2 protein-coding genes are annotated in these 4,253 nt (G+C 40.2%); both read right to left on the bottom strand.

Annotated features, from left to right (window positions below; translation table 11 throughout):
* The coding region (locus IW22_RS23410; RefSeq protein ID WP_034732175.1) for an amino acid adenylation domain-containing protein at positions 1 to 2,923 on the bottom strand (2,923 nt) is incomplete at its 3' end.
* Positions 2,850 to 4,253, bottom strand: a 1,404-nt coding sequence (locus IW22_RS23405) for a condensation domain-containing protein (protein ID WP_034732171.1), incomplete at its 5' end; no start/stop codon positions are given. The genes IW22_RS23405 and IW22_RS23410, both read right to left, overlap by 74 nt.

The raw sequence follows: 4,253 nt of genomic DNA, 5'->3' as shown, positions 1-4,253 counted from the left end.
GGATCTTCACCTGGTGGTCGATTCTTCCCAAATACTCGATATTACCATCGGGAAGCCATCTTCCCAAATCTCCCGTGCGGTACATTTTGGTGCCTTCCACAAAAGGATTGGCTACAAACTTCTCCGAGGTAAGGTCTTCTCTGTTTAAATAACCACGAGCCAAACCGGAACCTGCGATATAAAGTTCACCGCTTACGCCGATAGGAACTAAATGTTTATTTGAATCTAAAATGTAGACCTCTGTATTGGAGATGGGCTTACCGATCGGAATTGTATTTAATTCTAAATCATATCCTTTATCTATCTTATATACACTGGCACAGATACTTGTTTCGGTAGGTCCATAAGCATTATAGAATGTCCCGTATTTGAGGAATTCTTTAGCCTTGCCTACTATTGCAGCTTCTCCTGCAGTGATGAGTCCTTGTAATTTTTGCAGTCTTTCAATATGTAATAAACTGAAAAAGGCCGGAGGTAAAGTCACCAAATCAATTGAGTACTTATCAACGTATTCTTCAAAAGCATGAGAGTCTTTTCTCACCGCATCACTAAGAATATGAAGTGTCTTCCCGGACAGCAAAGTCATAAAAATCTCAGAGATGGATGCATCAAAAGAGAAAGATGAAAACTGCGCAATGTTGTTACATTGGGAAACCTTAAAGAAATTCTTCTGAAATAGCATGGTATTTAAAATACCTTCATGGGTATTCAACACGCCTTTAGGTTCGCCCGTAGAACCGGAAGTGTAAATAATATAGGCAATATCACCACCGTCCAAAGCTGTAGATTCAAAATCCTCAGAACCCTCCCCTGTCAGCTCTACATCTATAGCCAGGGAATCTCCAGAATAAAAATCCAGGTCAAAGAAGTAGAAAGATTCGGTAATAATCAATTGTAAATTATCAGCCATCACAGATTTTCGTGATTCAGGAAGGTTAACATCTACAGGAACATATACGCCTCCTGATTTTAAAATACCCAGAATCGAAACAATCTGCTTTTCACTGCGGTCTATCATCACCCCTACATGATCCCCTTTCTTGATTCCATAAGCCGTTTGAAGCTGAAATGCAAGATCACAGGCCTGCGCGTTAAGCTCCTGATAGGTCAATTGTGTATCTTCATATACCAGAGCTGTTGCTTCCGGAGTAAGGACTGTCTGTTTTTCAAATAAACTGATAATTGTGGAAGTTGAATCATAGGATTCTTCCGTATTGTTGAACTCTTTTAACAATATTTCACGCTCAGAAATACTTAAATATCCGAATTCCGAAAGCGGTGTATCAACGAAAGTTTTGAAATGGCACAATGTATTTCTTAAATGAGAAGCCAAAGCTGTAATAGCAGAAGAATATACCGATGTATTATATTCAAAGTCTATATTCAGGCTGTTTTCATTGGGTTCTATAGCTAATGTAAAATCATAATTAGACTGGTCAAAAACCTTTACATTCTCAAAGCTCTCTTTTTCATTTTTTACATAATTTTCAAATATGACGATATTGCTGATCAAATCTTTACCTAAAGGAGATAAAGACTGGATTTCTGCCAGACTATTGAAATGATTCCCGGTATTCTGTACAGAATCCTGATGCAGCTTTTTCAAAAGGCTGCGTGGAGTATCGTCTTTATTGACCGTAATTCTTACAGGAATGGTATTGATAAAAAGACCTACCATATTTTCAATACCCTCTATATCAGGAGGTCTTCCCGATACCACGGCTCCGAATATGATTTCTTCAGAAGCGTTATATGAACTCAAAAGATAAGACCATGCTGCCTGTACATAGGTATTCAGAGTAATGCCTAACTGCTGACATAATTGATTAATCTCTTTAAGCTCATTGTCTTCGATGCTGAACTTTTCTGTAGCAAAATGAGGTTTCTCTCCTTTTATACTCTTTTCGAAAGGGATTAATGTTGGAGCACTAACCCCTTTTAAATAATTTTCCCAATATTGTGATGAAGAGTTTTTGTCAATCTTCCCTAGCCATTTAAGATAAGAAGAATATTTCTGTGGTTCCGGTAAACTGAGCTCCACCTCCTGTTGAAGGGAGTCTAAAATCGCAGAAAAATCATTGATCAGGATGCTTAAACACCAGCCATCCATGATAATATGATGGTAGCTCCAGATAAATTCATAAGCGTTATCCGGTAATTCTACCAGTATCAAACGCAGTTGTGTAGGATTATTCAGGGCAAAACCACGGATGATATCATTATTTCTAATCATCTCCAGATCATTTTCAAGGGAATCTTTGGATTCTATCACCTGATAATTAAAATCCACATTGGCTTGTGGGTGTACAATCTGAAGGGGAACTTCTCCGAAACGGTTGTCGAAGGAGGTTCTGAGAATGGTATAACGGTTGAGCAGCTTGCCAAAAGCTTTTTCTACTTTGGAAGGATCAAGACTTTGGGATTTCATCCGGTAAGAGGTCTGCATAAAATAGGTAGAACCTTTAGGATCCAGCAACCAATGGTAGTACAGGCCTTGCTGCATCGGGGAAAGCTCGTAAATATCTTCTACCTCATTATTCTTAGTGATCTCCTGAATGGTTTGGAAAGATAATCCGTTGTAGGTAAGATCGGAAGGGGTTAGAATAACTTTTTGTTCGTCATCCGTAATGATCATTTGTTCTAAATGAGCCTGATAGCTGCTTAACACCTTCTGAACAGTAGATTCATCAAATACTTTATCTGAATAACGGATATTGATGGTCATTTCTCCATTCACGGTCATTCCGGAAACATCCAGTAAAATATCGGTTCTCTGGTTGTCTTTTGAGACTGGGTCTCCCATATTTTCAGTGGTATACTGGAATGTGGAACCTGTGGCATCATCAAAATCACCCAGGTAATTGAACTGGATTGAAGGACGTTCTGCTGAGGAAAGTCCCTGACCCAGATATTTCAGAATCAAATACTTTATCTGAATAACGGAAATTGATGGTCATCTCGCCATTCACGGTCATTCCGGAAACATCCAGTAAAATATCGGTTCTCTGGTTGTCTTTTGAGACTGGGTCTCCCATATTTTCAGTGGTATACTGGAATGTAGAACCTGTGGCATCATCAAAATCACCCAGGTAATTGAACTGAACGGAAGGACGTTCTGCTGAGGAAAGTCCCTGACCCAGATATTTTAGAATACCATAGCCAATGCCTTTATGAGGAATGTTTCTTAAACTTTCTTTGACGCTGACCAAAGCCGGCTGGCTGATATCACTGATGTCCAGAGAGAAGGGATACACACTGGTAAACCAGCCCACGGTACGGCTGATATCCAAACCGGTGGTTAAAACTTCTCTTCCATGTTTTTTTTTCCAATAAACGAGTTCTTTGGATAAAGCAGAACTGCTGCTGTATTGTTCCAAAGCATGACCCCAGGATTGGAATGAATCTGTTTTGGAGGGTAGCGCATAGGTTTCTTTTTTTATTCCGGATTCATAAAGTGTTCCTAAGTCTTCGAGCAGGATTCTCCAGGATACGCCATCCACAACCAGGTGGTGTATAATGAGAAGCAAGCGGTCTCCATCGCTCATGGAAACATGACCGATGTGGAACAGAATGCCAGATTCTATGTTGATGCTGCTTTGAAGGTTCTCCCCTATTTCCTGTAAGCGTAATAGTTCTTCTGATTCACTGCCGCTGTCACGCAGATCGAAATACTCCAGACGGTAGTGGCTCTCTTCTATGCCCTGATTATACTGGCTCCATAATCCAAACTCTTCGCGGTAGACCATCCTCAAAGCATCATGGTGGGATACTAAAGTTTTGATTGAAGATTCCAATACATTACCGGAAAGTCTTTCGCTGCTCTTTAAAATAACGGATTGATTATAGTGGTTTTTATTGACAATCTCCCCGCTCTCAAAGAAGTATCGCTGGATAGGGGTTAAATTGGCGGAACCGGTTATTACAGCTTGGTCTATCACAACAAAATCAGTGGTGATATAGCGGGAAAGCTCTTCTAATACAGGGTATTGTAAGATGTGCTCTACTTTTAAGTGATATCCGCGCTGGCGCAATCTCGATACAATCTGGATGGATTTGATGGAGTCACCTCCTAAGTTATAATAGTTGTCACGAAGACTGATCGGACTGTGTTTTAAGACCTGTTCGCAAACTTCTACCAGGGCTTTTTCTTCAGCGGTTTGTGCAGCGATGTATTCGGCCTGGATTAGATCTTCAGAACTGACGGCGGGTAGGCTGCGGCGGTCTATTTTTCCATTGCTGGTTAAAGGAATATT

The organism is Chryseobacterium sp. JM1 (genome assembly GCF_000737715.1).
Classification (GTDB): domain Bacteria; phylum Bacteroidota; class Bacteroidia; order Flavobacteriales; family Weeksellaceae; genus Chryseobacterium.
The sequence above is the reverse complement of the archived record's forward strand: the minus strand, read 5'-3'. Positions and strand labels throughout refer to the sequence as shown.